Raw genomic sequence first — 245 nt, forward strand, 5'->3', positions numbered from 1 at the left:
TTTCACGGCGGTAACACGGGTTCGAATCCCGTAGGGGTCACCATTTTGGAGGATTAGCTCAGCTGGGAGAGCATCTGCCTTACAAGCAGAGGGTCGGCGGTTCGATCCCGTCATCCTCCACCATTTACCGAGCCATTAGCTCAGTCGGTAGAGCATCTGACTTTTAATCAGAGGGTCGAAGGTTCGAGTCCTTCATGGCTCACCATGTATATGCGGGTGTGGCGGAATTGGCAGACGCACCAGAC

2 tRNA genes are annotated in these 245 nt (G+C 54.3%); both read left to right on the forward strand.

Features of this window, described 5'->3' with window-relative positions:
* The first annotated feature begins 47 nt into the window (after nt 1-47).
* A tRNA-Val gene (locus tag M3221_RS26050) sits at nt 48-123 on the forward strand.
* 6 nt (nt 124-129) lie between these two features.
* Nucleotides 130-205, forward strand: a tRNA-Lys gene (locus tag M3221_RS26055).
* Nucleotides 206-245 lie beyond the last annotated feature (40 nt).

The sequence above is a fragment of the Domibacillus indicus genome, assembly GCF_023715895.1.
In the GTDB taxonomy this organism is placed as follows: Bacteria; Bacillota; Bacilli; order Bacillales; family Domibacillaceae; genus Domibacillus; species Domibacillus indicus_A.